We start from the raw sequence: 26192 nt of genomic DNA, 5'->3' as shown, positions 1-26192 counted from the left end.
GGCTATCGACATGCTTAGTAATTCACGTAACGACATTATTGCTCGGCTGCAAGGTCCAAGTACCCGTGGCTGGGGGGCGATCTCGGTGTTCAGCCGCGCTCGGCTCAATCGGGCGCTGGAGCAGCAGTACTTGAGCCGTTTGGAAACGCTTACCTTCTTGCCGCCCTGCTCACTCGAATTCCAGGAAGCGGACAAGCGCATCGCCCTGGTCATGATCGAGTTCGGCACCCCGAGGCTGTCCTTTGAAACGGCCTCGTTCGAGGATTCGCAGGCCAGCTTGACCCTGAACATCATCGGCGGTCAGGTGCTCGAATACGGCGGCACGGGGGAGCTATTGGCCCGGTATGAGCTGTCCGAAAGCATGGGCTACACCCTAGAGATGGCCATCGAGTTGACCCAGGTGCAAGGTATCGTCGATCAACGCGGGCGCGTGGTGCTCGATCTGTCCCAGGGCACCCGCCTTGCCAGCAACCTGTACGAAGGGGAGCTCGCCAAGGCGTTGAACACCCGGCTCGGTAGCTGGTTCGCCGGGTTACCTCGGTCTCGCACCCTGTTCGACCTGGGCATCATCGACCTTCAAGGGGTAAGCCCGCTGACACCGGATCGTTTCATCATTCGTACCCAGGCCGCGCCCGGGGCGCAACTGCTGGGTGCGAACAACTATGGGGCTGGGGCGGTGGTGGTGTTCATCAAGCTGCTAGGCAACGAGGCAACCGGCCTCGAGCCTGACCGCGAATTCCCCTACCTAATACCTGACGATGACGATGGTGAACGGTATTCCGCGTCGCTGCTGGTCCAGCGGGAAATGCTCGAGCATGTCACCGGCGGCCGTCTCGATGTACTCAGCAGCCTGTTGTTTCCTGGTGGCCAGGTGTTCCAGGAGATCGACCGTGCTTCACCCAGGGATCTGATCGTGTTTGGCGACATCGCGCCACACCGTAGTCTGTTGACCTTATCGCCGGCGACTCGAACGCTACAGGCCGGGGAGACGGTCCAGTTCACCTTGTATGATGCCAATGGCGCGCGGCTACAAGCGACGCGCTGGACGGCGATGAGCCTGCGCAGTCACCAGCGCGAGGCGGATGGCATGTTCGTGAGTGGCCGCCCGGGCTTGTACCAGGCCGCCGACGTAGAGGCCATTGGTCAAAACAGCCTGACCGTGGTGATCACCGCCGTGCACGAGCAAGGCGGGGTCCTGCGCAAGGCCAGCGCCCGGTTGCTGGTGCAGCACCAGCCGGTCGCCTTCGCGCCTGCGCTGTACAAGACCGTTGGCAGCCTGGAGCCGGTGAGGTTGAACGCCTCGCGTACCGATGACAATGCCTTGTCCTGGCGCTTGCTGGGGCCTGCATTGGGCACCTTGCTACCAGAGGCACGGCAAGCGAAATTCGAACCTGCTGCGGGTATAACCCACGACGTGGCGTTGCAACAGATCGCTGTCGACGCCGAAGGCAAGCAGCGCCTCGGCGTCGTGCTCAACAACAGCTATCAGCCGGCCCGCATCAACTCCAGCGAACAAGGCGTGATCAAGCCTGGCCAGCAACGCACGTTCATGCACGATGATGCCACTTGGTTGCCCAGCGCCGAACGTCGTTGGCGCGCACTGGGCGATGGCGTACTCGATGCTCAGGGCCAGTACACCGCGCCCACCGGCTTGCTCGCGGCCACGGATGTGGTAGCGCTGGCGTTTATCCAGAACGGTGTGAGCTACCCTGGTGGGCACGCGGTAGTGACGGTCTCGAGCCTGGAACCGGAAAAGAGCTGGACAGATCTAGACATATTTCAGGTAACGCTCAGTAGCGGTGTGGGGGGCACGCATGAGGGGCGCGCATTTGCCAACGGTTACCAACAGTTGCAGCTAGACATCAAGGTGAAGCCGGTTCAGCCCGTTTCTGGAGACAAGGTCTATTGGCTCAGCCCTACGGAAATCGCCAGCATCCGCTTGCGCGATCGCCGGTCGGGGTTAGACATCGACCTTTTGGATGAGGAGGCCGAAGGCATCGAGAGCGGCTCTACGTCTCTGTACGCAACGCGCACCACGCCCAATCGGTTCAGGATGTCCCAAGGCGGGCAGGGCCATACGCCTTTGGCCGCCGCTGACGAGGGGGTTACCTTCAAAACACTTTATTTGCACGCACGCTACGAGAACGCCCCGAGTGCCGAGTTCAGCTTGGTTCTGGATAAGGATGGGGGCGGCCAGTTTGTTTCGACAGAAAAGCCCGTTGATAACGCTTCGTTCACATTCAAGCATATACCACGCCCTATTTTCAAAGAGGATCATTACAGCATTGCGCGTTGGCGGGCCGAGGGCGGGTCGGCGGCCCCGGGCGACCCGGTAGAGGACAATTTCGACTTTCATCTCCGGACCCAGGATTACTTTATTCTAGAGTACGGTCAGGGTATTTTCGAGACATGCAAGTTCTATTGGCTCGATGGCTACGCCAAGGATTTATTGGTAACACCGCCCTGCTCGCTGCTGACCTGGGAAAGCAGCTACAACAACGAGGTGATGGCCAGCTATACCGGCTGGATTTTCCGCGACCGCCTGGAAAAAAAGGAAGGCGGTGGCCCGCCTCCACTTGAAATAAAGTATGACAGCCGCCTGAAACCTTATGTGGAGAAAGTGATTGGGGACTTCGATCAGACGGTAAAACTCACCGGTTTCAAGGACGGCGCGTTGGTAATCGTAAACTTCAGGCATGACGAATTTCCATTCAATAAGCAAGCCCTGGCTGTCGTCAATAAAGATCTAGGCGTCGAGTTAGTAGACCAGGATGGCAATGCCCACTATCTGCGCCTTTCTTACGGACAGCCCACCCAGATTGGGCGGCGCAATCAGGTGGCACTTAAAGTCGAGCAACCTCCGCAGAGCGTGATGCAGGGCAATTCGAGAGGAGCGGTATAATGAAAATTCGTACAAGCTGCATGTTGGCGATATTGGGGCTGTTGATACTCGATACAGCGGTTGCCGGCAAAATCGATTTCGCCGAAAAGTGGGACAGCGTCAATGGCCCTGGCGGGGATCGGTGTTCTATTGATATCGAAGCAAGTGAAAAAACACAAATCTTTGACTTCAAAGGTGATAATAATGACTGCAAGAATGATCAGATGACCTATTTCAAGCTTGATAGTGTGCCATCAGCGACTCTGATCGGCTTGTACGCAGAGGCTAAATGTAGAACGTACAACAAACCGGATTGGTATTTCATTTTGCGCGTGAATATAAATCCTGTATCCACGAAGTGGATAGCCATTCCTGACTTGATGAACGTAGCTCCGGATAGGATTGTCGAGAGAGGGGTGCGTCGCGATGATTATGATTATAATCAGGGAAATATCAAAGGGAAATTGTCTTGTGTGTCAATCCATCTCTACTGACTGGTCGCACGCACAACCCTTTCTGGAGATACCAACATGACCGATTCCACTGCCGTTCATTCGAACGCCTTTAACTTCATGAGTTACCTCGCTTCCGGTGTCGATCCACGCACTGGCCAATATACATTCTCGGTCAACTTGCCCGGGCTCAATTGCAATTTCCTGCAGGGGCCGCTGTTCGAGTTCCCGTTGTTCTACAGTCCGCTCAATACCGTCGATTCGGGGTTCGGCAAGGGTTGGACGTTGCGGCTTTCGCAATTCAACCCCGCCACGGACGTCGTCTCGCTGGCCACCGGTGAAAGCTTCAAGGTCACTGGCAAACCCGCCGGCAAACCCTGGGTGATGAAAGAGCAGAAACTCGAAACGTTCCACTTCTACGCGCACGGCAACCGAGGCTATCGTATCGTGCACAAATCGGGCGCTGTCGAAGTGCTCAAGCCGCAAGGCGCCCGCAACCTTGCCGTGCCCGTGGAAATATACAATGCGCAAGGCCATGGAATACGCCTGTACTACCAGGACTTTGGTGGCTTCCCGCAGTTGGCATCGGTCACCCAGGACGATGGCGAGGTCGTGTTGCAGATCAAGCGAGAAGGGAATGCGCTGCACGCCACGACTTTTCCCAACCTGGAAGACGCACAGGCCCGCACGGCCTTCACGTTGCTTCTGAGGGGTGATGGGCAAGTGGACCGGCTCATACTGCCGACCGAGGAGCAAGCTTCCTGGCGCTTTCGCTACGAAACCATGCGCGACCTGCAGTGCATCGTCGAGGTGCAGACCCCGACCGGCGCCCTTGAAGCGTTGCGCTATGAAGACGAAGGCCATTTGTTTCCCGGCAATGCACGTACCTCGCTCCCTCGGGTCACGCACCATTTGATCCACCCCGGATTCGAGCAGCCGACGATCGAGAAGCGCTACGGCTACGAACTCGATCCCACTCGACCCAACAAGCACAATTTTCTCGGTTACGGGCTGCCGGTGACCTGGCAGGACGATGGCTTGGACAACCTGTTCCGCTATGTCGGCACCTATGCATACGGGTCGGTGGAAACCTGGTATGTCGCCGATGAGCAAGGCGTGGCCCAGCCCGTGCGCACCATTACCCGCGCGTTCGATCAGTTCCACCTGCAAACCAGTACACAGACTGTCCAGAACGACAGTGTTCAACGCTCGAGTACGGTGTACAACGTGCAGCTCGACAGTGACGGCAACATGATCGAGTTCGCCCAGCAACCGGCCAATATGCAGTTGCCCACCCGGAGTACCGAGGCCTGGTGGCGCCATTCACAATCGGCTGTGCGCCGTGAACAGAGCGTCCTGACACGGTATGACGGGTTCGGCAACCTGCTGGAGCAGGTCGATGCCACTGGGGTGAAGACGCTGCAGCAGTGGTATGACGCGTCGCATCAGGACGGGCATGACGCCGACCCTGAAGGGTTCGCCCGAGACCTCAAGCAGAAAACCGTGGTGCCGGCCGAAAGCGGTGTGGGGGCGGCCAGCGTCCTGGTAAGCCGTTACCGTTATGCGACGCTGGCGGCATTGGGCAATGATGGCGAGGCGGGCGTGGAGCTTGCGCCGTGGTATGCACTCGACAGCGAGACCCTGGTGGAAATGTTGCCGGCCGACACTGAACGGCAGTGGCAGGAAATGACCTACGAGTACGAGACCGACCCGGCCGAACGCTGGACATACGCTCGACCGCGGCGCAAGGTTCAGCGCATGGAGGGTGGCGACCTCACCACGCGGTATGCGTATAGCCAGCAACCCTACACTGCTGGCCAGACCGCGCTGTTGGGCAATACTGTGCTTGAGGTCCAGGAAACCCTGACCGGTTCGCTCGAAGGCGACGATCAGCACTCGCCTACCCGAACCATCGTGTCCCAGCATTCGGTAGTGCTCGACGAGCCTTTGCTGACGCGCGACGACAACGATGTCGAAATACGCTACGAATACGACGCCTTGCACCGGGTCACCTGCGAGACTGTCGCGCCCGGCCGGCCCGAGCAAGCCAGTCGGCGTTACCAGTACCAGCTTTGTGCCGCTACCGGCGAGCAGGCAAGCCAACTGAGCTTTGACGTCAAGTCGGTGGCCACCCGCAGCGAGTTCGACGGTTTGAATCGGGTCATCGCTGAACTGCGCGAGGACGTCGATGCGCTCATCGATGACAGTGGTGACCTGCATCCGACCTATCGCGCCGCCTTCAACGCGCTGGGAGAACAAATAGCGGAAGAAGACATCGACTGGGTAGACGGCAAGTTGTTGGAATTGCGCACCACATACCGTCATGACGACTGGGGGCAACGATGCTGCACGGTTGGGCCTGACCGGGTGCACCATTATGCCTATACCGACCCGGTAGGGGTCGCTGAGCACGACGGGGTGGTCACTCGGGCCTGGGACGAGGTCGAGGTGGTGGCTTCGGACGGAACCCGTCAGTGGCTCAAGTCGGGCGTGACGGTCACTTGGCTGAACCTTTTCGACAAAGAGGTACGCACCGAACGGCAAGACATCGAGGGCAACACGATCAGTATTCAGGAAGACAGCTACGATGGGTTGGGGCGCCACACCCGCGAGGTCATCGACACACGGGTCAACGAGTACCATTATGATGTCTTCGACCGCTTGCTCGAGCATAAGCTGCCGTATGAACACATTGTCGTTCGTACTTATGCGTCGCACAGTGCCGACGACCTGCCCACCTCCATAGCGATCAACGGAAAGATACTGGGCGAACAGAGCTTCGACGGCCTGGGGCGGATGAGCACCTCCACCACTGGCGGCCGGCTGCAAACCTACACTTACAACGGCAGCCAACTGCGTCCGCAAACCGTGACCATGCCCAGCGGCGATGTGGTCGAATACGACTACGTGCCAACGCTTGTCGATGAGCCCGTCAGCAGGACTATCGCTCCGTCGGGAACCGATCGAGCAGGGCTGGCGAACGCGCAGGACATCTACGACTACGATCGCCAGAACGGACGGCTGTTGAGTTGCGTCGCGGGGGACCAGACGGTCGTGCGCAGCTATTACAGTACCGGGCAAGTGAAGGACGAAACACGGACTTACACTGCGTCAGCCGCGAACGGCGCTGATCAGACCTTCACCATGAAGTACGGCTATAGCGTCAAGGAGCGCCTGATGAGTTACCAGGACGTGCTCGGCGGTGTGCAGACCTATGGCTATGATGAGAGCGGCCGCTTGTCCCGGACGACCCTGGGCTCCACTACGGCGGACTTCACCTACGACGCATTCGGACGCACCCATTCCATCACGACAAAAGACGGCGACCAGCAGTTGGTGACGACCTTGATGTATGACGAGTTCGATCGTGAGGTCTTGCGTACGTTCGACTTCGGCGGTGGCCTGACGCAGAGCTTGAAGCAGGTGTACAACGACATCGATAACTTGGTGCAACGCACGTTGTGCGAAGGCAGCACGGTACTGCGCGATGAGTTCTTTACCTACGACCTTCGTAATCGGTTGACGGTGTACCAGTGCAAGGGCGAGGGGGGGCAGCCTGCATTGCAGGCCCCCGAGGACCCGTGGGGCAATGTGATCGCGCAGCAGGCATTCATGCTCGATGAGTTGGACAACATTACCATGGTGGCCACCACCGATGCCGAAGGCCAGATCCACAGGACCCTCTACAATTTCGAAAACCCGTTGGATCCAGCGCAGCTGACCGGTCTGGCCCATTACCCAGCAGATCGGTCGGTGCTGCCACCTGTGTCGTTCACCTACGATGCCAATGGCAATATGACGTGCGACGAGGCAGGCCGCACCCTGACCTATGATGGCCTGAACCGGCTGCGCGAGGTCGTCGATGGCCAGGCCAACCACCAGTACCACTACGATGCTCAGGACGTGCTGACGGGCACCTCCGGGCCGGCTTGAACCTATCGCGGTGTGGCGCGCTAGCGGTAGCGCAGGGTGAAGTTCAGCGCGCCGCTAGCAGCGCCAGGGACAACGGTGTCCTCGGTCTGGAACAGGTGGGCACCCAGGTCCAGGCGCATGTCGCCCGAGGTGAGCGGCAGCATGTCGTGCTCGACTTCCAGGGGGAAAGGCGAGCTATCGTTCTTGACCACCTGGATGCCGACGCCGCCGGCGTCCGCGCCAGCGCCCATGCTGAAAACGCCGGGGTGGCGCGGGTCGGCCAGCGAACCGTTGGTCGGGTCCAATTGCAGCGTCACTCGGCTATTGCCGCCAGGGTCGGCAACGCAACCTTTCAAGGCGATCGTGAACGGTACGGTCGTGGTGCGCGACCCCGGTCCGGTGAAGTCGCTTTTCTGCCATTCCCCAAGCACCACGGGGTTCGGGCTCACCGCGTCGCCGACGATACTGCACTCGGCCTGGACGATGGTGGCCGATACCAGGAACTTGAACGCTTCACCGAAGTTATTGAAATCGAGGACGGCATTGAACATTTGCTTGGCGGCGAGCCGATGGGGGCCGGGTGCAATGTCACCGGTTTTGACGAAGGTGATCTGTGTGAAGAGGAGCCCCAATATTGTTCCGACAAGACCGTTGTCGGTATCTCTGTAAGCGACGTAAGGCACACGCGTGTCACCGTTCTCTGGAATGAAACTACTGGACATAACGCCGTCAAGCGGTGTTTTGACCCGGATGCGCATACCTATGCCGTCAATACCGGTTTCGAGAATGTGTCCATCTGAGGGTTCACCGCCGATCGGTGGCAAGGGGTGTGGGACAATGGGCACGCTCGCGTTGAGGTGCAAGCGCATGTAGGCGCCGTCGCCAAAATGAAAGCATGTAAGCCTTGCGCCGTCGGTCCTTTCCCAGGTTTCAGGGTCGAGTTGGCCGATGACCGTACCGACCGGGGCGTCGCGCGGCACGTGCAAGGTTCCCAGGTCACGGTGATAGGTCATGGGCATCGGCCCGGGACGCGCCACGGCACAAAAGGAGGGGTCTGCGCTTGGCGCTGCTTGGCCGTGCGGCAGGAAGCCGAGCGTACAGATCAACGTGGTGATAGCGAGGGTATTGCGCGGGCTGAACATTGGATATCCTTGTCTGGCGGTCAACCCGTGGGCGACCGACCAAGGCTGGTGAGTCAGTTGCAGGTCAGGGTTTGCTGTCGATACCCGTCCGAGATGGGCAGGCCAGCAGGGTTCAGTTGCACCTGGCAGCGTGGTTGGTCGTCTTCGCCCCAGTGCGCGGTCAGGGTGTGCTCACCCTCATCCAGGGCCAGCAATAGCTGCCCGCCCTGGCCGACCATGCCTACTACTTCTCCCGAGTGGTCGAGCAGTTGTGCGCCAAAGGGCAGCACGTAGCCTTCGGCGTTGTGCAGGGTCAGCACCATGCGGTTGATGCGGCGGGCCTCGAAGCGGTGCCTGACCACCGCTCCGCGCCGTGGCACAAGCTGGGCAGTGGCATTTTCGATGGTCACATCCGCCCCGAGTTGGTCGGTATCCAGTACCAAGGCGTTAGGCTTGTAGGGGCGCAGGTGAGGAATCAGCGCGTAGCCGTTGGCATCGGTACGGGCTGCGCCACCCTGGCGTATGCCGACGTCGGCGATACCTGGCACCTGAACCAGGCCCATGGTGTCTCCCAGGTAGGGGCCGAAAGCCAGACCGTCTTCATGCAGCAGCACGGCGCCGCTGGCATTCACCGATACGTTACGGTACCGCTCGCTCAGCACGCCTCCCGCACCGAGGCTGGCGTGCGGTGTTTGGTATGCCAAGGCCAGTGAAAGGGTATCATTGCGCTGCTGATCACGCTGAACGCTGGCGTTATAGCCTAGCTCCTGTCCCGCCTGGCCGCTGAGTGAGGTACGCAGGCTACTGCCACTGGCGCTGTGCGACACGTCGGTCGACAGCCGGTGGGTGGCGCCGAACTCCAAGGGCATCGACAGGCTCAGGCCGATTTGGCGGTCACTGTGTGAGCCGGCGCTGGTCAGGGATTGCGAAGCATACAGGTTGTAGTTGAGCGAGCCATGGTAGCCGCTGAAATTGAACTGGAACTGACGTTGTACGTCTTGGCGCTGCCAGTAGTTTTGCTGCGATAGGTTCAGGCTGATCGAGTGCCCTTTGCCGATTTTCTGGTAAACAGAGGCCTCGAGGCGGCTGCGACGACTGCCGAGAAAGCTGCGGTCATTGCTGCCTTGCCGGACCCATTCGTCGAAATCCCGATACCCTTGGGTGGAATAGCGGTAACCGGCGAAGCGCAGGTGTGTGTCGGCGCCGAAGCTCTTGCTGTAACGCATCGAATAGCTCTGGCCCTGCAGGTCGCGGTGCGGCGCTGGCAGCTCGCTGCTGGCGTGGGTCACATCCAGTGAAAGCGCCCCCAGCTCGCCCAGGTCACGCGCCATGCCCAGCGCGACTGCGCGATACCCGGTGCTGGACATCACCCCGCCGTACACCGATGAGCGCCAAGGTGTGCCCATGGCCAGGCCGGCCTGCCAGAATACCGGGGTTTCGAACTTGTCGGGCGGGTTGTAACGCCCCACTGCGGCGCTGTAGTTCCAGACCCCAGGCCGTAGAAGGTTGCCGATGCTGGCATAGGGTTGCTGAAAGCGGCGCACCTGCCCGTCAGCTTCGGTCAGCACCACTTCCAGTTCTCCAGTACCTCCTACGCTCAAGTCGTCGATGGCATAGGGGCCAGGGCTGACATAGGTGGAGTAGATCGGGTAACCGTTCTGCCAGATTTCCAGCTTGGCGCGGCTCTGGGCGACGCCGCGGATCACGGGGGCATAACTGCGCAGGGCATCCGGCAGCATGTCCTGGTCTGCATTCGCACGGATACCGAGCATGGGAATGCTTCGAAACACCTGGCTGTCGGTGAACGACTCGCCCAAGGTCACGGCCCCCCACGTCCCGGGCAGGTCGTGCTGGGCGAAGGTATTGGTCCTGTCCCAGTGTGCCCCGCTGCCGCTGTCTTGTCGCCAGGACTGCTGGCTGCGTAGGCGCCAGCCCTGCACGTTCAGACCGGTATTGAGGTACAGGTCCTGGCTGTACTGGCTACTCTGGTAGCCGTCGCTGCGTCGCGCCGAGGCCTGGTAATTGACGAATGCTGCGTTGATGCCACTGTCCCAACGCTGGGGATCGACATAGCCTGCCACATCACGGCGCAAGGCGATTTGCGGTATGGACAGCGATAGCTGGAGCTTTTCGCTGTCGAAGTTCACTTGCGCGCCGGGCACTACGCCCGGCAGGTCCAGGCACTGGAGGCTGGTGGCCGTCGGATCCTCCAGTGCATCCAGGCGCAACCCCAATTCACCTAGGAGCGCCGGGGGTAGGCAGGCTTCGAGCGTTTGCGTGCGGGCATCGTTTTTGAACGTCAGCAAGTGCTCACCGATGTCCTCGAGATTGACGATCAGCCTCACCCGGTAACGCCCCGGCGGTAGTTGCTGTTCATCGCTCAAGGCGCCGAGCGCCAGGGCGCTGGCGCCAGGTTGGCGGGGGTCTTGGCGAAGAAAACCGGCTTCGAAAGGTGCAGCGATGGCTCTGCCCGGTTGCACGAGCAGGGGCACTAGACAGCTGAGCGCGAGCAGCGCTCGCCGCACCGACTCGCTGTCAGGACAGGTTGGTGATGGGTTCATGTGTTCCATTCCTGAAGGCGACTCGCTACGCTCAGATAGCGTCCTGCACGGGGAGGGTCAGAGGCTGGGTCAGGCCACCGTAATCGTTGATGAACGTAACGGTGACCTTCAGGCCACTCGTGCCGAATTGGCGCGGTATTGCATAGCGTTGCGTGTCTAGCGGGCGCAGCATGTCGGCCTCACGCAGCGGGTGGCGCTGGTCGGCGAGCTGCAGCTCGAACCGGCTGAACACGTAGTGATAAGGAGTGGGATTACTTACTTGCAGGTAGCGGCGGCCGCCCTCCTGCACGGTGGAGAACTCCAGCTTCTTCAGCTCGCGTGCCGGGTTCCCGGCGATGGCGGTGGGCCGGTAGAACAGCTTGATGCGTGTACGCAGGGCGATGCGTAGCGTATTGCGAGCAGCCGAGTCCGGGTCGGCTTGTGGGACTTCCTGCAGGTTGAAGAAGAACAGCGACTCGCGGTCCTGGGGTAACTCATTGGGCAAGCCATTTATTTGCACGGTCTGCTCTCGGCCTGGGTTCAGGCGAAACAGTGCAGGGGTGGTGACGAGCGGCACGCTGGTAGTGGTGTCGTCGGCCTCGGTGTTGACCCAAGCCTGTGCGGCATAAGGCTGCGCCGAGGGATTGGCGACAACTACCGAGGCACTGCGTTGATGAGCGTCGTAGACGATGCGGGTGGTGCTGATGGTGAGCGCTGCCTGGGCACCGTTAGGCGCCAGGGCGAGCGGCAACAGACAAGCGCACAGCAAGCGCCTGCCTGACGTCAGAACATTCATGTCGAGACCGTTCGAAGTGAGGTTGTAGCGGAAAACTCCAGGTGCGCGGGCGGCACCTGGAGTGAATCGTCAGGGCAGTTCGACCGAGAAATTGACGCGGGCCTCTGCGAGGCCTTCGGTCACTACCGGGTCTGTCGATTGGTAAGCTGCATAGAACTGCATGTCAGTCGGTTGCGACGGAGAAATGTCGTACTCTTCCGACTCCATGTCGGGCTTGAGGATGTTGTGATTCTGATCCTTGATCAGTACGCCCAGGCCCGATGCTGTGCCGTCGCCCCGGCGCAGCCCGTAGAGCTCGTCGCCACCCACTACGCCATGCAAGGCTTCGAAAGTGACCCTGGCTTTGGTGCTGGGCGTGCAAGTCGCGTCGGGCGTAATGCGCAGTGCGAACGCCTTTTCCGGTGAAGTGGTACCCACTACCGGGAAGTGCTTGGGCAGGAAGTTGCCCATGGAAACGGAAGGCAGGACGCCCATGCCCGGCTCTACCACCTCGATTGGGCAGGTGCCGCCAGCGTAGATGTAACCCGTGAAGTCGATGCGGCCGGTTTCCGTCGCCGCTGAAACGGTTGTACTCGCCAGCGCAAGGCCTAGCGGGAAAAACAGTCTTTTCATCGTGATGTCCATAATCAAGTTCAGGTGGCTGCGTGAACTCCGCAGGTTCCGGATCGCGAGTGAGCAGTGCACTTCCGGAACTCGAACAGTTTATGGACGGGCGAATAGGGCGAATGTAGGAAGACCGCGAATAACGGTAAGTAATGGGACAAGAGCGCGTAGGAAATAATGCTCTATTCGCGAAGGGCAGTTTCCCGGGGACGCTTCTACACAGTGTCACCGGGCAAACGTGGCATCAGTGGGGTAGGTCGGGCGAACCAAGCGTACGTTTCTGCAGGTTCCAGTCGAAGGGTTCGCCTCTGCGTTCAGCTTCGTAGCGCAGTTCTTCCAGGCGCTGATAGAGATCGAGTTCTTCGTCCGGCATGTAATGCAGGCAATCGCCGCCGAAGAACCATAGCAGGTCGCGGGGCACCAAGTGTGCGATCTGCGGGTACCGCTGGATCACCTGGCAGATCAGGTCCTGGCCCAGGTACTGGCTTTCCAGCGGGTCTTGCGGCAGCAGGGTCAGCAGTTCGTCGAAGCGTTCGAGGAACAGAGCGTGGCTTTCCTCTGGTACCTGCTCGGCTTCACTCAAAGCCACCAGGATGGTGCGCAGGTGGTTCAGGAGTTGCAGGTGGTATTCCAGATTGGGGGTGGCCATGGGGCGGTCCTCGGTGTCGTTGAAACGGTCGCGGAGTATACGCCAGATCATGTCTTTTGGAGACAGTGCGGCCCGCCATGGGCCGCTCCGGTCTAGCGGACCTTGCCGGGCTCGGGCAGCAACTGATCCTTGTCGAAGGCGTCCACGTCGATCACAGCCCGCCGTGCTGCCTCGGCTGCCAGCAACCGTTGCCCCTCGGTCGACTGCAGCACACCCGCCGCCACGGCGGCCTCTATGGTCGATTGCCCGGGCGCGGGCCGCACTCGGCCATCTTTGAGCGCCTGGTGCACGTCTTTTTGCAGGGGGGCCGCTTCACCCAGCAAGTCACAGGCCCGTTGCAGGGCCGCTACCGGGTCTCCCTCAGCCTGGGGCCTGAAGCAGCCGGCCAGCAGTTCTTCCAGCGCTGGGTCGCCTTTATGACGGCCGATCAGTGCAGCCACCTCGGCGTCCAGTTCATCGCTCGGCCCGGTGTGACGGCGCCCGAATGGGAAAACCAGCACGCGCAGGGCGCAGCCGACGAAGCGGTTCGGGAAGTTGTCGAGCAGGCTATCCAAGGCCTTTTCCGCTTGGCCCAAGCTCTCTTCCATGGCCCAACGCAACAGCGGCCGCATATGCTCGGGTGAGCCAAGGTCGTGGTAGCGCTTCAGGGCGGCACTGGACAGGTAAAGATGGCTGAGCACATCCCCCAGGCGCGCACTCAAACGTTCGCGCCGCTTCAGCGCGCCGCCGAGCAGCATCATGGAGAGGTCCGCGAGCATCGCGAACGCGGCAGCCTGACGGTTCAGTGCATGGAAATACCCTTGGCTCAAGGCATCGCCCGGCACCTTCTCAAATCGGCCCAGGCCGATGCCGTGGATGAACGTGCTGGCCGCATTGCCGGCGGCGAACATGATGTGCTGCATCAACAGGTCGTCGAACTCGCGCAGTGCCTGGTCGGGGTCCTGGCGCCCGGCCAGGGCCATTTCCTTGAGCACGAACGGGTGGCAACGGATGGCGCCCTGGCCAAAGATCATCAGGTTGCGCGAGAGAATGTTGGCGCCCTCGACGGTGATGAAGATCGGCGCCCCCTGCCAGTTCCGGCCCAGGTAGTTGTTCGGGCCCATGATGATGCCCTTGCCGCCATGCACGTCCATGGCATGCTGGATGCATTCACGGCCGCGCTCGGTGAGGTGGTACTTGAGAATCGCCGACAGCACCGAGGGCTTTTCGCCCAGGTCCACAGCCTTGGCGGTGAGCAGGCGGGCGCTGTCCATCAGCCAGGCGTTGCCGCCGATGCGCGCCAGGGATTCCTGGATGCCTTCGAAGGCCGCCAGCGGCACATTGAACTGCTCGCGGATAGTGGCGTACTGGCCGGTGACCAGGCTGGTGTACTTGGCCGCCCCCGTGCCGACGGCGGGCAGGGAAATCGAGCGGCCCACCGACAGGCAGTTCATCAACATCATCCAGCCCTTGCCGAGCATGGCCTGGCCACCGATCAGGAAGCTCAGCGGCACGAACACATCCTTGCCGCTGTTGGGGCCGTTCATGAAGGCAGCGCCCAGCGGCAGGTGGCGCTTGCCGATTTCGACGCCGGGGGTGTCGGTAGGGATCAGGGCCAGGCTGATGCCCAGTTCTTCCTGCTCGCCCAGCAAATGGTCCGGGTCGTAAGCCTTGAAGGCCAGGCCCAGCAGGGTCGCGACCGGGCCGAGGGTGATATAGCGCTTTTCCCAGTTCAGGCGCAGGCCGAGGACTTCTTCGCCTTGCCATTGGCCTTTGCAGATGACGCCGGTGTCGGGCATGGCGCCAGCGTCGGAGCCGGCCAGTGGGCCGGTGAGGGCGAAGCAAGGGATTTCTTCGCCACGGGCCAGGCGCGGCAGGTAGTGGTTGCGTTGCTCATCGGTGCCGTAGTGCAGCAGCAACTCAGCGGGCCCCAGGGAGTTGGGCACCATCACGGTCGAGGCCAGGTCGCCGCTGCGGGTGGCCAGCTTCATCGCCACCTGGGAGTGGGCATAGGCGGAGAAACCTTTACCGCCATATTCCTTGGGGATGATCAGGGCAAAGAAACCGTTCGACTTGATATGCGCCCACGCTTCGGGCGGCAGGTCGAGGTCCTGGCCGATCTGCCAGTCGCTGACCATTGCGCAGAGCGCTTCGGTGGGGCCGTCGATGAAGGCCTGTTCTTCCTCGGTCAGCTTTGGTGCCGGGTAGGCCAGCAGGGTGCGCCAGTCGGGGCGGCCGCTGAACAGCTCGCCGTCCCACCAGACGGTGCCTGCGTCGATCGCTTCGCGCTCGGTTTGCGACATGGGCGGCAGGGTGCGCTGGAACCAGCTGAACACCCGGCCGGTAAATACCCTGCGGCGCCAGTCGGGCAGCGCCACCACGGCCACCTTGAACGCCAGCACGATCCAGATCAGCGCCAGCAGCCAGCCGGGGGCGTTGCTGAAAATGCTCATCAGCAGGACGTAGGCCGCCACGCTGCCGAGAATCTGCAGGGGCGCCAGGCGCCGGTGCGTGAGGTATGCCGCGCCGATCACCAGCACTACCAACCATAACAGCAACATAATCGGTCCTCCTTGGAACCAGGGGAGCTTGAACCGTCCCAGACAGCTTAGACGTAACGCCGTGAACGGCAGGGTCAGAACAGTGACAGGGTGTGGCGGCGGGAGTTTCAGGATATTTTCAGCCTGTGCCGGCCTCTTCGCGGGCACGCCCGCTCCCACAGGGATATCACAGGGTTCGAGACGGGTGAGACACCTGTGGGAGCGGGCGCGCCCGCGAAGAGGCCGGTACAGGCGAGAAAACTCTGGAGTAGACTGTGCAGCCCTCCACATTCATAAGGACGTTGCCATGCTGAAGATCTGGGGCCGCAAGAATTCGAGCAATGTGCGCAAGGCGCTGTGGATTGCCCACGAACTGGGCCTGGACTTCGAGTCCATCGACGCCGGCGGCGCTTTCGGCGTGGTCAACGAGCCGCACTACCGCGCGCGCAATCCCAATGGCCTGGTGCCCCTGCTGGAGGACGGCGACCTGGTCCTGTGGGAGTCCAACACCATCGTCCGCTACCTGTGCGCCGAGTACGGCGCCGAGCGAGGCTGGTACCTGGAAAACCCACGCCAGCGCGCCCTGGCCGACAAGTGGATGGACTGGACCACGTCATCCTTGGCAACCCCCTTCCGACCGCTGTTCTGGGGCTTGCTGCGTACCCCGGAAGACCAGCGCGACTGGGTGGCGATCAACGCTGCGCACAAGCGCTGTGCCGAGCTGCTGGCGATGGCCGATGCAGCCCTGGCCAAGCAGCCGTATCTTTCCGGTGGCCAGATCGGCATGGGCGACATCCCACTGGGGTGCTTTGCCTACGCCTGGTTCGAGCTGCCCATCGAGCGCCCGGCCATGCAGCATCTGGAAGCCTGGTACGCCCGCCTCAAGGCACGCCCGGCCTACCAGGCTGCGGTGATGACGGCACTGACCTGAATCGAACACCACGGCTGTTTCGATAGTCACTATCAATACACATGACTGTACTTGTGCGGCCAGGCCTTGCACCATTGGCCGCACTCACTGCGCCAGTGACGTTATCTGGCGTGTCCTGCACCTTATTCTTCGGTAAGTGACCCGCTATGAGTTCTGCCCTGTCCATCCGACAGCTCACCAAAACCTACGGCAACGGCTTCCAGGCCCTCAAGGGCATCGACCTGGACGTTGCCGAAGGTGACTTCTTCGCCTTGCTCGGCCCCAACGGCGCCGGCAAGTCCACCACCATCGGCATCCTGTCCACGCTGGTAAACAAGACCAGCGGCACGGTCAACGTGTTCGGCCATGACCTGGACCGCGAGCCCGCCGCGCTCAAGCGCTGCCTGGGCGTGGTGCCGCAGGAATTCAACTTCAACCAGTTCGAGAAAACCTTCGATATCGTGGTGACCCAGGCCGGCTACTACGGTATCCCGCCCAAACTGGCCAAGGAGCGCGCCGAGCAATACCTGACCCAGCTGGGCCTGTGGGACAAGCGCGACGTGCAGTCGCGTTCGTTGTCTGGTGGCATGAAGCGCCGCCTGATGATTGCCCGCGCGCTGATTCACGAGCCGCGCCTGCTGATCCTGGACGAACCTACCGCCGGGGTGGACATCGAGCTGCGCCGGTCGATGTGGAGCTTTCTCACCGAGCTGAACCAGAAGGGCATCACCATCATCCTCACCACCCATTACCTGGAAGAGGCTGAGCAGCTGTGCCGTAACATCGGCATCATCGACCACGGCACCATCGTCGAGAACACCAGCATGCGCCAGTTGCTGGGCAAGCTGCATGTCGAAACCTTCGTCCTCGACCTCAAGCAGGACCTGGCCACGGCGCCGGTGTTGCAAGGCTACCCTTGCCGGCTGCTGACCCCGCACACGCTGGAAGTGCAGGTGGACAAGGACATCGGCATTACCGCGCTGTTCGGCCAGCTTGCCCTGCAGAACATCGAAGTGCAAAGCCTGCGCAACAAGACCAACCGACTCGAGGAGCTGTTCGTGTCCCTGGTGGAAAAAAACCTGTCGAAGGTGGCCGTATGAGTGTGGAACTGCGTACCAACTGGGTCGCCCTGAACACCATCGTCTACCGTGAAGTGCGGCGTTTTCTGCGCATCTGGCCGCAGACCCTGCTGCCGCCCGCGATCACCATGGTCCTGTACTTCGTGATTTTCGGTAACCTGATCGGCCGGCAGATCGGTGACATGGGTGGTTTCACCTACATGCAGTACATCGTGCCCGGGCTGATCATGATGTCGGTGATCACCAACTCTTATGGCAACGTGGTGTCGAGCTTCTTCGGCAGCAAGTTCCAGCGCTCGATCGAAGAGTTGATGGTGTCGCCGGTATCGCCGCACATCATTCTCATTGGCTATGTGCTGGGCGGCGTGTTGCGTGGCCTGGCGGTGGGGGTGATCGTGACCATCCTGTCGATGTTCTTCACCGACCTGCAGGTGCACCACCTGGGCGTGACCGTGGCCGTGGTGCTGCTGACCGCGACCATCTTCTCGCTGTTGGGCTTCGTCAACGCGGTGTTCGCGCGCAACTTCGATGACATTTCGATCATCCCGACCTTCGTGCTGACGCCACTGACTTACCTGGGCGGGGTGTTCTATTCGATCAACCTGCTGCCGCCGTTCTGGCAGACCGTGTCGCTGGCCAACCCGGTGCTGCACATGGTCAACTCGTTCCGCTACGGCATCCTAGGGGTGTCGGATATCAGCATCGGTACGGCGATCACCTTCATGCTGGTGGCCACCGCGGTGCTCTACCTGCTGTGTGTGCGCCTGCTGGTCAGCGGCCGCGGCATGCGCGCCTGAGGCCTTGCACCGGCATTGGCGCCGCCGCCACTGCCGGCCCACCCACCAGCGCCAGTACAGCATGGTGCCGAAGTAGCCAAGAATGCCCAGCACCACGCCGCACACCACCGAGCCGAGCAGGAAGGGTTGCCACAGTGTCGACAGCTGGTCGGTGATCCACTCGAAGGTCAGTTCGTCAGGCAATGTGCGCGGTGGTACCTGCATCAGCCAGGCGCCGGTCATGTAGGTGACGAAGAACACCGGCGGCATCGTCAGTGGGTTGGTCAACCACACCAGGCTGACCGCGATCGGCAGGTTGCCGCGTACCGGAATGGCCAGCGCGGCGGCCAGCAGCATCTGCGCCGGCATCGGGATCAGTGCCGCGAACAGGCCAACGCCCATGGCCCGCGCCACCGAATGGCGGTTCAGGTGCCAGAGGTTCGGGTCGTGCAGCAACTTGCCGAAAAAGCGTAAGGACTTGTGTTCCCGAATACTGGTCGGGTCCGGCATGTAGCGTTTGAAAAGTCGGCGCGGCATGTAGGCTCCCGGAGCGTTGACCCGGGCAGTATGCCCTTATTCCCGCTCAGCCTCGTTCAGAGTTTGTGACAATTGTTGAGCAAGCTGTGCCGGCAATTGGGCTATGCCTCAGAAGGTGATTTGGCTTCTGGAGCTCTACCTCATGCGCACAGGGATGTTGGCGCTTGCGCTCGGGCTGCTGTGCCTGGGCTTTCTTCCTGCATTGCTACCGGACGGGTGGTTGTGGGTGCTGGCGGCTTGCGCTGGCGTGTGCCTGTTCACCCGCGGGTGGCCATTGGGCTGTTTTCTGTTGGGGCTGTGCTGGGCCAGCTGGTCTGCCCAGCAGGCCCTGGATGACCGGCTGGCGGCCGCTTTGGATGGCCGCACCTTGTGGCTGGAGGGGCGGGTGGTCGGCTTGCCGGCGCGCACGGCGCACGGTGTGCGTTTCGAGCTGGAGGCCGCCCGTTCGCGCCGTGCCGAACTGCCACAACGCCTGCAAGTCAGCTGGTTCGACGGGCCGCCGGTACGGGCCGGCGAGCAGTGGCGGCTGGCGGTGACCTTGCAGCGCCCCGCCGGGTTGTTGAACCCGCATGGGCCGGACCGTGAAGCGCAGTTGCTGGCCCGGCGGGTCGGCGCTACCGGTACGGTGAAGGCGGGGCAGCTGCTGGCGCCGGCCAGCTATGGGTGGCGGGATTCGCTGCGCCAGCGCTTGCTGGCGGTCGATGCCAACGGCCGGCAGGCCGCGCTGGTGGCCCTGGTGCTCGGCGACGGGGCCGGCCTGGCGCGGGAAGATTGGCAGACGTTGCAGGCCACCGGCACGGTGCACTTGTTGGTCATTTCCGGCCAGCACATTGGCCTGGTTGCCGGTTTGCTCTACGGCCTGGTCGCCGGGTTGGCCCGCTGGGGGCTGTGGCCCGCACGGCTGCCTTGGCTGCCCTCGGCGTGCGCGCTGGCCATGGGTGCGGCACTGGCCTACGGCTGGCTGGCCGGCGCGGGGGTGCCGGTGCAGCGTGCCTGCCTGATGCTGGCCGTGGTGTTGCTCTGGCGGCTGCGTTTTCGGCACCTGGGGGCGTTCCTGCCACTGTTGCTGGCGCTGGTGGCCGTGTTGCTGGTCGAGCCGCTGGCGGCGCTGCTTCCGGGCTTCTGGCTGTCGTTCGGCGCCGTGGCCACGCTGGTGTTTTGCTTCAGTGCCCGCCTGGGGGCATGGCGGCCATGGCAGGCCTGGACGCGGGCGCAGTGGGTGATTGCCATCGGTTTGTTGCCGGTGCTGCTGGCCGTGGGCTTGCCGGTGAGCCTGAGTGCGCCGCTGGCCAACCTGGTGGCGGTGCCATGGGTGAGCCTGGCGGTACTGCCGTTGGCCTTGCTGGGTACCTTGTTGTTGCCGTTGGGTGGGGCTGGGGAGGCCTTCTTGTGGCTGGCAGGTGGCTTGCTGGATGTGCTGTTTCGGGTGCTGGCGCTGGTTGCGCAGCAACGCCCGGCATGGGTGCCGCCAGCCCTGCCGCTATGGGCCTGGCTGCTGGTCTGCCTGGGGGCTTTGCTGGTGCTGCTGCCCCGTGGTGTGCCGCTGCGAGGGTTGGGCGGGGTAATGCTGTTGGCCCTTTGGGTGCCGCGCGAGCCGGTGCCTTTCGGGCAGGTGGAGGTCTGGCAACTGGACGTCGGCCAAGGCTTGGCGGTGCTGTTGCGCACCCGGCAGCACAACCTGCTGTATGACGCCGGGCCGGCGAGGGGCGACTACGACTTGGGGGAGCGGGTGGTGTTGCCGACCTTGCGCAAGTTGGGGGTGAGTCACCTGGACGTGATGCTGATCAGCCATGCCCACGCCGATCATGCCGGCGGTGCTGGGGCGATACAGCGGGGTTTGCCGGTCGAGCGGGTTATCGGTGGGGAAGCGCTGGATGATGTTCAGTTGCAACCCTGTGCCAGTGGCGAGCAATGGGAATGGGATGGTGTGCGCTTCTCGCTGTGGCGCTGGGCGCAAGGGCGCAGCAGTAATGACCGCTCCTGTGTGTTGCTGGTCGAGGCGCAGGGCGAGCGGTTGTTGCTGGCCGGCGACATGGAGGCAGGGGCGGAGCGTGCCTGGCTGGCGGCAACCGACGCGCCACGCATCGACTGGCTGCAGTCGCCGCACCATGGCAGCCGCAGTTCTTCCAGCGAGGGGTTCATGCGTGCCACGGCGCCGCGTGGGGTGCTGATATCGCGGGGGCGCAACAATAGTTTTGGGCACCCGCATGCGCAGGTGGTGGAGCGGTACCGGCGGCATGGGGTGGTGGTGCATGACACGGCGGTGCAGGGCGCTTTGCGGTTGGTGCTGGGTGGGTGGGGGGAGGTTGAGGGTATGCGGGGGCAGCGGCGGTTCTGGCGGGCTCGGGGGGAGTGAGGGGAGGGGCTTGCAGGTGCTTGCCACAAGATCTTCAGCGCGTGTGAGATCGAGCACCGAAGCGTTCGCCTCGACACATTCAGCGCGTGTAAGATCGAGCGCCGAAGCGTTCGCCTCGACATATTCAGCGCCTGTGAGATCGAGCGCCGCCCGCGCGGCGCTTCGCGGCTAAAGCCGCTCCTATGTTTGTTTCGGGCCAGTTATTCCTGTGGGATTTGCGCGCGAACGCCTTGGCGCCCGCCACGATATCGCGTCGTAAAAACAAGGCGGTCGCGCGCGTCCGGCACAGGCAATACTGGCCCGAAACAAACGTAGGAGCGGGTTTACCCGCGAAGCGCCGCGCGGGCGGCGCTCGATCTCACAGGCGCTGGAAAACCCAAGGCATGCCCCTGTCAGCCCTGATACCCATCCAAGGCATGCTCCCCGATCTCCGGCAGATGAGCCCCCGCCGTGCCTATGGTAGAGTGGCGGCCTTTATCCGAAGGGGCGTTTACTGTGTGGGAATTGGTCAAGTCCGGTGGTTGGATGATGCTGCCGATCATTCTGAGCTCCATCGCTGCCATGGCTATCGTCATCGAGCGCCTGTGGACCCTGCGCGCCAGCCGCGTCACCCCGCCACACTTGCTGGGCCAGGTCTGGATATGGATCAAGGACAAGCAACTCACCAGTGACAAGCTCAAGGCGCTGCGCGCCGATTCGCCACTGGGTGAGATCCTCGCTGCGGGCCTGGCCAATTCGCGCCATGGCCGCGAAATCATGAAAGAGTGCATCGAAGAGGCAGCTTCGCGCGTCATTCACGAGCTGGAGCGCTACATCAGCACCCTCGGCACCATCGCCGCCATGGCCCCGCTGCTGGGCCTGCTAGGCACCGTGCTGGGCATGATCGACATCTTCAGTGCCTTCATGGGCACGCAGATGACCGCCAACGCCGCGGTACTGGCCGGTGGTATTTCCAAGGCCCTGGTCACCACGGCGGCGGGCCTGATGGTCGGTATTCCGGCGGTGTTCTTCCACCGTTTCCTGCTGCGCCGCATCGATGAACTGGTGGTGGGCATGGAGCAGGAGGCGATCAAGCTGGTGGAAGTGCTGCAGGGCGACCGCGAAGTGGAAGTGGCTGGAGGCAAGGCGTGAAGTTCCGGCGCAATCGCCAGCGGGAGAACGTCGACATCAACCTGGCGTCGCTGATCGACGTGGTGTTCGTGCTGCTGCTGTTCTTCGTGGTCACCACCACCTTCACCCGTGAAACGCAGCTGCGGGTCGAGCTGCCAGAGGCCGCCAGTGCCGAGCAGGCGCCGGCCGACCAGGGCAAGCTGGTGGAAATCACCATCAGCGCCGAAGGCGTGTACTCGGTGAACAACCACCTGCTGCCCAAGAGCGACCTGGCCACCCTGAGCGAGGCCATCGAGCGTGAGTCGGGTGGTGACAACAAGCTGCCGCTGGCCATCAGTGCCGATGGCAAGACCCCGCACCAGGCTGTGGTCACTGCGATGGATGCTGCCGGCAAGCTCGGCTTCAGCCAATTGCGCATGACCACCGTCGAGGCGGCCCAGGGCACGCCCTGATGGCTATCGCCGACCGCCTGCTCGCCGTCTGGTACGCCGGGCACCCGGCGCTGGCGCTACTGCGCCCGCTGGAGGCGTTGTACCGCCGCGTGGTCACGCGCAAGCGCGCGCGCTTTCTAAAGGGTGAAAGTGCCAGCTACCGCGCACCGGTGCCGGTCATCGTGGTGGGCAATATCACCGTGGGTGGCACCGGCAAGACACCGATGATTCTCTGGCTGATCGAGCATTGCCGCCAGCAGGGGCTGAACGTCGGCGTGGTCAGCCGTGGCTATGGCGCCAAACCGCCGCAGTTGCCGTGGCGGGTGCTGGCCGACCAGTCGGCCGAACAGGCCGGGGACGAACCGCTGCTGATCGTGCAGCGCAGTGGGGTACCGCTGATGATCGACCCAGATCGCGCCAGGGCCGTGCAGGCCCTGCTGGCCAGTGAACCGTTGGACCTGATCCTGTGTGATGACGGCATGCAGCACTACCGCCTGGCACGTGACCTGGAGCTGGTCCTGATCGATGCCGCGCGTGGCCTGGGCAACGGCCGCTGCCTGCCGGCCGGCCCGCTGCGCGAGCCTGCCGAACGTCTCCAGAGCGCCGATGCGGTGCTGTTCAATGGTGCCGGCGAAGACCGTGCCGGTGGCTTTGGCCTGCGCCTGCAGCCATCCGCACTGGTCAACCTGCGCAGTGGCGAGCGCCGCGCACTCGACCATTTTCCCGCCGGCCAGCGCCTGCACGCGGTGGCCGGTATCGGCAACCCGCAACGTTTCTTCAATACCCTGCTGGGGCTAAACTGGCAGCCGCTGCCGCACCCTTTTGCCGACCATGCACAATTCAGCGCCCGGAGCCTGGCCTTCAGCCCACCGCTACCGCTGGTCATGACCGAGAAAGACGCCGTGAAATGCCGCGCCTTCGCCGCCGACGACTGGTGGTACCTGGCTGTCGAAGCACAGCCCACGCCGGCATTCAGCGCCTGGTTCGACTGCCAACTGCAGCGTTTGCTGCACAAGCCCTGAGCCCGTTTTCATTTCTGGCCATCTGGCCTAAAGGAAGCCTTCAATGGACACCAAACTGCTCGATATCCTCGCCTGCCCGATCACCAAGGGCCCGCTCAAGCTCAGCGCCGACAAGACCGAGCTGATCAGCAAGGGTGCCGGCCTGGCCTACCCGATTCGCGACGGTATCCCGGTCATGCTGGAGAGCGAGGCACGTACCCTGACCGACGACGAGCGCCTGGACAAATGAGCCTTGACTACACCGTGGTGATTCCTGCCCGCCTGCGTTCCACGCGCTTGCCAGGCAAGCCGCTGCTGGCCATCGCCGGCAAGCCGATGGTGCAACATGTATGGGAGCAGGCGCGCAAGAGCGCGGCCAGCCGCGTGGTCATCGCTACCGACGATGCCAGCATCTTCGAAGCTTGCCAGGCATTTGGCGCCGAAGTGCTGATGACCCGTGTCGACCATGAGTCGGGTACCGACCGCCTGGCTGAAGTGGCGACGCAACTGGGCCTGGCGGCCGATGCTATCGTGGTCAACGTGCAGGGTGACGAGCCGCTGATCCCGCCGGTGATCATCGACCAGGTAGCTGCCAACCTGGCTGCTCACCCGCAAGCGGCCATCGCCACCCTGGCCGAGCAGATCCATGAGCCGGAAACCGTGTTCAACCCCAATGCGGTGAAGGTGGTCAGCGACAAGCATGGCCTTGCCCTGAGCTTCAGCCGGGCGCCGCTGCCGTGGGCGCGTGACACCTTCGCCAAAGGCCAGGACCAGTTGCCAGCCGGCGTACCTTACCGCCGCCATATCGGCATGTACGCCTACCGCGTGGGCTTCCTCCACGACTTCGTCAGCTGGGGCCCGTGCTGGCTGGAGCAGACCGAAGCCCTGGAGCAGTTGCGTGCCCTGTGGCACGGTGTGCGCATCCACGTCGAGGACGCGATCGAGGCGCCTGCCGTGGGTGTAGACACCGCAGAAGACCTGGAGCGCGTACGGCGCTTGCTGGAGGCCTGATGCGCGTACTGTTCGTGTGCCTGGGCAACATTTGCCGCTCGCCCACTGCCGAAGGCGTGCTGCGCCACCAACTGCAGGCCGCCGGGCTCGCCGACCGCGTGCAGGTGGCCTCCGCGGGTACGGGCGACTGGCACGTTGGCAAACCACCCGACAGCCGCACCTGCAAGGCGGCGCTGGCGCGTGGCTATGACTTGTCCAGGCAACGCGCGCAGCAGGTCAAGCAGCGGCATTTCGCCGAATACGACCTGGTGCTGGCCATGGACGAGAGCAACCTTCGCGACCTGCGTGCCCTGCGCCCGCCAACGGCGACGGGCGAGCTTGACCTGTTCCTGCGCCGCTATGGTGCGGCATTGGATGAAGTGCCTGACCCGTACTACGGCGGCGCCGATGGCTTCGAGCAGGTACTCGACCTGATCGAATCGGCCTGCCAGGCGCTGGTGCTGGAAATCAAGGGGCGGTTATGACCGGGCAATGGCAGGAGCAGGTATCGCTCAAGCCTTACAACACCTTCGGCATCGACGTGAAGGCGCGTTATTTCAGCCAGGCCCGCAATGACCTGCATGTGCGCCAGGCGCTGAGCCAGGCTCAGCGCCTGGCGTTGCCAGTGCTGGTGATTGGGGGCGGCAGCAACCTGCTGCTGACGCGCGATATCGATGCGCTGGTCTTGCACATGGCCAGCCAGGGCCGACGGGTGCTCAGTGATGACGGCGAGCATGTGGTGGTCGAAGCCGAGGCCGGCGAGCCCTGGCACCCGTTCGTGCAGTGGACCCTGGCGCAGGGTTTTTGCGGCTTGGAGAACCTCAGCCTGATCCCTGGCACCGTGGGCGCTGCACCCATGCAGAACGTGGGTGCCTACGGGGTGGAAATCAAGGACGTGTTCGTCGGCCTTACGGCCCTGGACCGCGAGACGGGCGAGCTGCGCGACTTCGCGCTGGCGGACTGTGCCTTCGGTTACCGCGACAGCGTATTCAAGCGTAACCCAGGCCGGTGGTTGATCCTGCGGGTGCGGTTTGCCTTGAGCCGTACCCTGCACGCGCACCTGGACTACGGCCCGGTCCGCCAGCGCCTGGCAGAGCAGGGCGTGACCGAACCGACGGCGCAGGCGATCAGCGATGCGATCTGCAGCATTCGCCGCGAAAAGCTGCCAGACCCGGCCGAGCTGGGTAATGCCGGAAGCTTCTTCAAGAACCCGGTGGTTTCGGCCGAATGCGTGGCGCGCATCCGTGCGCAGTACCCCGGCGTGGTCGCCTATCCGCAGGCTGACGGTCAGGTAAAGCTGGCCGCAGGCTGGTTGATCGAGCAGGCAGGCTGGAAGGGCTATCGCGAGGGTGATGCCGGGGTGCATCGCTTGCAGTCGCTGGTGCTGGTCAACTATGGCCAGGCGAGCGGGGCGCAGATGCATGCGCTGGCGCGACGGATCCAGGCCGATATCCTCGAACGGTTCGGGGTTGAGCTGGAGATGGAGCCTAACCTGTACTGAATTAGAGGGCGGTGCAGAACCTGTAGGA

The 26192-nt window shown here is 62.6% G+C and carries 20 protein-coding genes and 1 pseudogene; 14 read left to right on the top strand and 7 right to left on the bottom strand.

What is annotated here, in order from left to right; translation table 11 throughout:
- The first annotated feature begins 10 nt into the window (after positions 1–10).
- The 3 genes from K4A76_RS16960 to K4A76_RS16950 are packed head-to-tail and all read left to right on the top strand — an operon-like array spanning position 11 to position 7266.
- Complete coding sequence (locus K4A76_RS16960; protein WP_274410757.1) at positions 11–2902, top strand: hypothetical protein; 2892 nt, start codon at positions 11–13, stop codon at positions 2900–2902.
- Positions 2902–3375 (top strand): hypothetical protein, encoded by a 474-nt coding sequence (locus tag K4A76_RS16955; RefSeq protein WP_274410756.1) that lies wholly within the window; start codon positions 2902–2904, stop codon positions 3373–3375. Before K4A76_RS16960 ends, K4A76_RS16955 begins: the two co-directional genes overlap by 1 nt.
- Positions 3376–3411: 36 nt before the next feature.
- Complete coding sequence (locus K4A76_RS16950) at positions 3412–7266, top strand: RHS repeat domain-containing protein (RefSeq protein ID WP_274410755.1); 3855 nt, start codon at positions 3412–3414, stop codon at positions 7264–7266.
- A gap of 20 nt (positions 7267–7286) precedes the next feature.
- Here the strand turns inward: K4A76_RS16950 and K4A76_RS16945 are convergent, their stop codons facing one another.
- The 6 genes from K4A76_RS16945 to K4A76_RS16920 form a co-directional block, all read right to left on the bottom strand.
- Positions 7287–8387, bottom strand: a complete 1101-nt coding sequence (locus tag K4A76_RS16945) for a fimbrial protein (protein ID WP_274410754.1) — start codon at positions 8385–8387, stop codon at positions 7287–7289.
- Between the two features lie 53 nt (positions 8388–8440).
- On the bottom strand, positions 8441–10927 hold the full coding sequence (locus K4A76_RS16940; protein WP_274410753.1) for a fimbria/pilus outer membrane usher protein: 2487 nt from the start codon (positions 10925–10927) through the stop codon (positions 8441–8443).
- A 31-nt stretch (positions 10928–10958) separates the two neighbouring features.
- Positions 10959–11702 carry a fimbrial biogenesis chaperone gene (locus K4A76_RS16935; RefSeq protein WP_274410752.1) on the bottom strand — a complete coding sequence of 248 codons (744 nt, stop codon included), beginning with the start codon at positions 11700–11702 and terminating at the stop codon, positions 10959–10961.
- A gap of 69 nt (positions 11703–11771) precedes the next feature.
- Positions 11772–12314, bottom strand: a complete 543-nt coding sequence (locus K4A76_RS16930) for a fimbrial protein (protein WP_274410751.1) — start codon at positions 12312–12314, stop codon at positions 11772–11774.
- Positions 12315–12549: 235 nt separating this feature from the next.
- The gene (locus tag K4A76_RS16925; protein ID WP_110679739.1) at positions 12550–12954 is read right to left on the bottom strand and encodes a PA2817 family protein; all 405 of its coding nucleotides are present in this window, start codon (positions 12952–12954) and stop codon (positions 12550–12552) included.
- A 92-nt stretch (positions 12955–13046) separates the two neighbouring features.
- Positions 13047–15494, bottom strand: coding sequence for an acyl-CoA dehydrogenase (locus K4A76_RS16920; RefSeq protein ID WP_274410750.1), 2448 nt, complete (start codon positions 15492–15494; stop codon positions 13047–13049).
- Positions 15495–15780: 286 nt separating this feature from the next.
- Here K4A76_RS16920 and K4A76_RS16915 point away from each other — a divergent pair, with 286 nt between their 5' ends.
- From K4A76_RS16915 to K4A76_RS16905, 3 genes are all read left to right on the top strand, one after another.
- The gene (locus tag K4A76_RS16915; protein ID WP_274410749.1) at positions 15781–16404 is read left to right on the top strand and encodes a glutathione S-transferase; all 624 of its coding nucleotides are present in this window, start codon (positions 15781–15783) and stop codon (positions 16402–16404) included.
- Positions 16405–16550: 146 nt separating this feature from the next.
- Positions 16551–17483 carry an ABC transporter ATP-binding protein gene (locus K4A76_RS16910; RefSeq protein ID WP_009681882.1) on the top strand — a complete coding sequence of 311 codons (933 nt, stop codon included), beginning with the start codon at positions 16551–16553 and terminating at the stop codon, positions 17481–17483.
- Positions 17480–18259: an ABC transporter permease gene (locus K4A76_RS16905; protein ID WP_029887525.1), complete on the top strand. Its 780-nt coding sequence runs from the start codon at positions 17480–17482 to the stop codon at positions 18257–18259. The genes K4A76_RS16910 and K4A76_RS16905 overlap by 4 nt, the downstream gene beginning before the upstream one ends.
- Before the next feature lie 9 nt (positions 18260–18268).
- Here K4A76_RS16905 and K4A76_RS16900 read toward each other — a convergent pair.
- A pseudogene (locus K4A76_RS16900) lies at positions 18269–18775 on the bottom strand (DUF2062 domain-containing protein); the annotation flags it as partial.
- A 142-nt stretch (positions 18776–18917) separates the two neighbouring features.
- Between K4A76_RS16900 and K4A76_RS16895 the strand changes: the two are divergent.
- The 8 genes from K4A76_RS16895 to murB all read left to right on the top strand — a co-directional run bounded on the left by K4A76_RS16895 (position 18918) and on the right by murB (position 26164).
- Positions 18918–21131 carry a DNA internalization-related competence protein ComEC/Rec2 gene (locus K4A76_RS16895; protein WP_274410748.1) on the top strand — a complete coding sequence of 738 codons (2214 nt, stop codon included), beginning with the start codon at positions 18918–18920 and terminating at the stop codon, positions 21129–21131.
- Positions 21132–21626: 495 nt separating this feature from the next.
- On the top strand, positions 21627–22262 hold the full coding sequence (locus tag K4A76_RS16890; RefSeq protein ID WP_009685211.1) for a MotA/TolQ/ExbB proton channel family protein: 636 nt from the start codon (positions 21627–21629) through the stop codon (positions 22260–22262).
- A complete protein-coding gene (locus K4A76_RS16885) occupies positions 22259–22693 on the top strand; it encodes an ExbD/TolR family protein (protein ID WP_012271149.1) in 435 nt (144 codons plus the stop codon). Before K4A76_RS16890 ends, K4A76_RS16885 begins: the two co-directional genes overlap by 4 nt.
- A complete protein-coding gene (lpxK, locus tag K4A76_RS16880; RefSeq protein ID WP_274410747.1) occupies positions 22693–23694 on the top strand; it encodes a tetraacyldisaccharide 4'-kinase in 1002 nt (333 codons plus the stop codon). Before K4A76_RS16885 ends, lpxK begins: the two co-directional genes overlap by 1 nt.
- 43 nt (positions 23695–23737) lie before the next feature.
- The gene (locus tag K4A76_RS16875; protein ID WP_003247142.1) at positions 23738–23923 is read left to right on the top strand and encodes a Trm112 family protein; all 186 of its coding nucleotides are present in this window, start codon (positions 23738–23740) and stop codon (positions 23921–23923) included.
- Positions 23920–24684: a 3-deoxy-manno-octulosonate cytidylyltransferase gene (kdsB, locus tag K4A76_RS16870; RefSeq protein WP_054905782.1), complete on the top strand. Its 765-nt coding sequence runs from the start codon at positions 23920–23922 to the stop codon at positions 24682–24684. Before K4A76_RS16875 ends, kdsB begins: the two co-directional genes overlap by 4 nt.
- A complete protein-coding gene (locus tag K4A76_RS16865; protein WP_009685205.1) occupies positions 24684–25148 on the top strand; it encodes a low molecular weight protein-tyrosine-phosphatase in 465 nt (154 codons plus the stop codon). The genes kdsB and K4A76_RS16865 overlap by 1 nt, the downstream gene beginning before the upstream one ends.
- Positions 25145–26164 carry a UDP-N-acetylmuramate dehydrogenase gene (murB, locus tag K4A76_RS16860; protein WP_009685204.1) on the top strand — a complete coding sequence of 340 codons (1020 nt, stop codon included), beginning with the start codon at positions 25145–25147 and terminating at the stop codon, positions 26162–26164. The genes K4A76_RS16865 and murB overlap by 4 nt, the downstream gene beginning before the upstream one ends.
- The last annotated feature ends 28 nt before the right edge of the window (positions 26165–26192 follow it).

Source organism: Pseudomonas sp. NEEL19 (assembly GCF_028751975.1).
GTDB classification, from domain to species: domain Bacteria; phylum Pseudomonadota; class Gammaproteobacteria; order Pseudomonadales; family Pseudomonadaceae; genus Aquipseudomonas; species Aquipseudomonas juntendi.
Note: the sequence above shows the minus strand (reverse complement) of the source record. Positions and strands in the feature narration are given on the sequence as shown.